The sequence below is a fragment of the Dysgonomonas sp. Marseille-P4677 genome, from assembly GCF_016652235.1.
In the GTDB taxonomy this organism is placed as follows: Bacteria; Bacteroidota; Bacteroidia; order Bacteroidales; family Dysgonomonadaceae; genus Dysgonomonas.
This window is the reverse complement of the sequence record NZ_JAEPKU010000220.1, coordinates 1-3,380: the sequence shown is the minus strand read 5'-3', so window position 1 is coordinate 3,380 and position 3,380 is coordinate 1. Positions and strand designations below refer to the sequence as shown.

Below are 3,380 nucleotides of genomic sequence, written 5' to 3'. Positions count from 1 at the left end.
AAAGAAGCCTGAGTTATCAGGCTTCTTTTTAGAAAAGTTTTGTAATAGCTATATTGTAATTATTCTCTGTCTTGATATTTATAGTCAGAAAGTAATTCTTGAAGACGTTTTCTTGCAAAGAATATACGACTTTTTACTGTTCCGATAGGAAGGCTTAGTTGTAGAGCAATTTCTTCATACTTAAAACCTGATACATGCATCGTAAATGGGACTTTGTATTCATCAGTAAAACTGTTTATAACTTTGGAGATCTCAGATACAGTGTATGCGCCTTCAGGGGTGTCAAATCCTGAATCCTGTGGCATATTCAAATGGTATAAATTCTCTGTTTGATCTATCATTGTTTGACTTCGAACTACACGACGATAATTATTAACAAATATGTTGTGCATTATCGTAAAGACCCAACCTTTAAAGTTTACATTTTCGTAATATTTTTCTTTATTATCTAAAGCTCTTAGCGTTGTCTCTTGTAGTAAATCTTTTGCTTCCTCTCTATTTGACGTTAGAGTAAGGGCAAAGTTCATCATATTGTTTTGCAAGTCTATCAACTTGTCTTCAAAACCTTTATTGTTATCTAGTGTTGCCATCATCATAAGTGTATTAAGTTGGCTTAAATTTGTTTATTATAGTTCAATAGGTCTTTATATTTATAACGTTTTATAGTTATCTCCTGTTGCTGTAACAAATGTAAATACTTTTTTTAAGTTTAACTTAAAGAAAAAATAGGTGTTGTTTAGATGTGAAATTTTTTATTTTTTTCTTAGTGTAAATCGTTGATGTACAGTTATTCAGTTTTTTTTATCCAGTGTCGTATCAATTATAAATTTTATCTATATATTTTGAAGGTATATAAAATTTTATTTTTGATGCCCGACAAATTGTCATAGCCAAGCTCTTTGGCACTTATTTTGTCATGTGAGAATTACAACAACAAATATACAATTTAAATTATTATATATATGCAAAAGAATGGAAAAATTGGGGTTACAACAGAGAATATATTCCCAATTATAAAGAAATTTTTATATAGTGATCATGAAATATTCCTAAGAGAACTTGTGTCTAATGCCGTAGATGCATCTCAGAAGTTGAAAACTTATGCTTCTTTGGGTGAGTTTAAAGGGGAATTAGGCGAGTTAACAGTATCTGTTAAAATCGATAAGGATAATGGTACGTTAACTATTTCTGATAGAGGTATTGGTATGACAACTGAGGAAATAGACAAATACATTAATCAAATAGCATTTTCTTCAGCTAACGAATTTTTGGATAAATATAAAAATGATGCAAACTCTATTATTGGTCATTTTGGATTAGGTTTTTATTCTTCGTTCATGGTTTCGAAGAAAGTTGAAATAATAACAAAATCTTTTAAAGAAGGAGCTGATGCTGTAAAATGGAGTTGTGATGGATCACCTGAATATACTATCGAGAAAGCCGAAAAGCCAGAGAGGGGTACAGATATTATATTGTATATAGATGATGAGAATAAAAATTTTCTGGAAACATCTGAAATAGATAAACTACTTAAGAAATATTGTCGTTTCCTGCCCATACCAATTGTTTTTGGAAAAAAAACAGAATGGAAGGATGGTAAATCGATTGATACTGAGGAGGATAATATAATAAATGATACAAATCCTCTTTGGACACGTAAACCATCCGATTTGAAGGATGAAGATTATAAGAAATTTTATCAAGAATTATATCCATTCTCAGATGAGCCAATGTTCTGGATACATCTTAATGTTGATTACCCTTTCAAATTGACAGGTATTCTTTATTTTCCACAAATAAAGAGTAATGTGGATATGAACCGCAACAAAATCCAGCTATATAGTAATCAGGTATTTGTTACTGATTCGGTAGAAGGTATTGTTCCTGAATTTCTTACATTGATGCATGGGGTTTTAGATTCACCTGATATACCACTGAATGTATCACGTTCATACCTGCAAAGTGATCATAATGTAAAGAAAATATCTAACCATATCACTAAAAAGGTTGCTGATCGTCTTGAGGAAATCTTTAAAAATGATAGGACTCAGTTTGAAGAAAAATGGGATAGCTTGAAATTATTTGTAGAGTATGGAATGCTTACCGATGATAAGTTCTATGACCGTGCACAGAAATTCTGTTTGTTAAAGAATACTGCCGGTAGGATATTTACTTTCGAAGAATATAAAACATTGATATCTTCTAATCAGACCGATAAAGATGGGACATTGGTTTATCTGTATTCGAGTAACAAGGATGAGCAATATTCGTATATTGGTACAGCAATAGATAAAGGCTATGATGTAATTCTTTTTGACGGACAGTTGGATGTGCACCTAGCTGGTATGCTAGAACAAAAACTGGAGAAGAGTCGTTTTGTAAGAGTCGATAGTGATACTATTAATAATTTAATTTCTAAAGAAGAAAGTAAAGAAGTTAATTTGACTGACAAGCAAAAAGAAGAATTGAGCGAAGCATTCTCTTCCCAATTACCTAAATTGGATAAGACAGATTTTGTTATAGATTATAAAGCCTTGGACGAAAAGGAACAACCTATACAAATAACTCAGAATGAATTTATGCGCCGTATGAAAGAGATGTCAGCGATGCAGACAGGTATGAGTTTTTATGGCGAGATGCCTAATAGTTATAATCTGGTCCTTAATATTGAACATCCATTGATAAAAAAAATAATGATGGACATAGATGGTAAGGATAAAGAGGCTGTGAGTGCTTATGCTACAGAAAGCGCTAATATACGTCAGTTGATTGATTTGGCTCTACTATCTAATGGAATGTTGAAGGGAGAGGCTCTAAATAAATTTATTAAAAGGAATATGGCTAAAATCTGATTTTATCTGTAGTCTAAATAGCTACTATAATATTATACAAATACGGGATTCAAATGCAATTTGAATCCCGTTTGATTTTGGAAGATATATCATTAGTTGATAATTCCTAGTTTAGCCTTTACCAACCCATTTGCATCTGTAACATCAGATCCGATGTGTAATATTGTATTTGAGTTCAGTATCAAACTGTAATTATTTTCATCACCTACATCCTTAATAGCTTTTCTTAATTTTTGCTCTAATGGGGCCATGAGGCTATTTTGTTCCTTCTCCAACTCTTGCTGACTCGATTGAACAAAAGTGCGGTATCGATCCTGAAAATCTTGCACTTGTTTTTTTTGGTCTAATACAACAGCTTCTGGCAAATTCTGTGTGGAGCTATCCTCGAATTCTTTTAGTTTCTTTTGGAATTCAGACTCCATATTATCTATTGCTTTTCTTATGGCTTCCGTTTTTGTTGCTATTTTATTTTCTACTTCTTTTAATTCAGGCATTTTAGAAAAAATTTCGTCAACATTAATATAGGCT

3 protein-coding genes are annotated in these 3,380 nt (G+C 31.7%); 1 reads left to right on the top strand and 2 read right to left on the bottom strand.

The window, feature by feature from the left end; all coding sequences use genetic code 11:
• Positions 1-59: 59 nt before the first annotated feature.
• Positions 60-590, bottom strand: coding sequence for an RNA polymerase sigma factor (locus JGH11_RS19440; RefSeq protein ID WP_201114555.1), 531 nt, complete (start codon positions 588-590; stop codon positions 60-62).
• A gap of 372 nt (positions 591-962) precedes the next feature.
• On the opposite strand from JGH11_RS19440, the gene htpG reads away from it, so the two are divergent.
• On the top strand, positions 963-2,852 hold the full coding sequence (gene htpG, locus JGH11_RS19435) for a molecular chaperone HtpG (protein WP_201114554.1): 1,890 nt from the start codon (positions 963-965) through the stop codon (positions 2,850-2,852).
• A gap of 92 nt (positions 2,853-2,944) precedes the next feature.
• Here the strand turns inward: htpG and JGH11_RS19430 are convergent.
• The coding region (locus tag JGH11_RS19430; protein ID WP_201114553.1) for an OmpH family outer membrane protein at positions 2,945-3,380 on the bottom strand (436 nt) is incomplete at its 5' end.

Excerpts from the sequence above, each read along its gene's own strand:
- JGH11_RS19440 (WP_201114555.1), bottom strand. The coding sequence starts at position 590 with ATGGCAACACTAGATAACAATAAAGGTTTTGAAGACAAGTTGATAGAC.
- htpG (WP_201114554.1), top strand. The coding sequence starts at position 963 with ATGCAAAAGAATGGAAAAATTGGGGTTACAACAGAGAATATATTCCCA.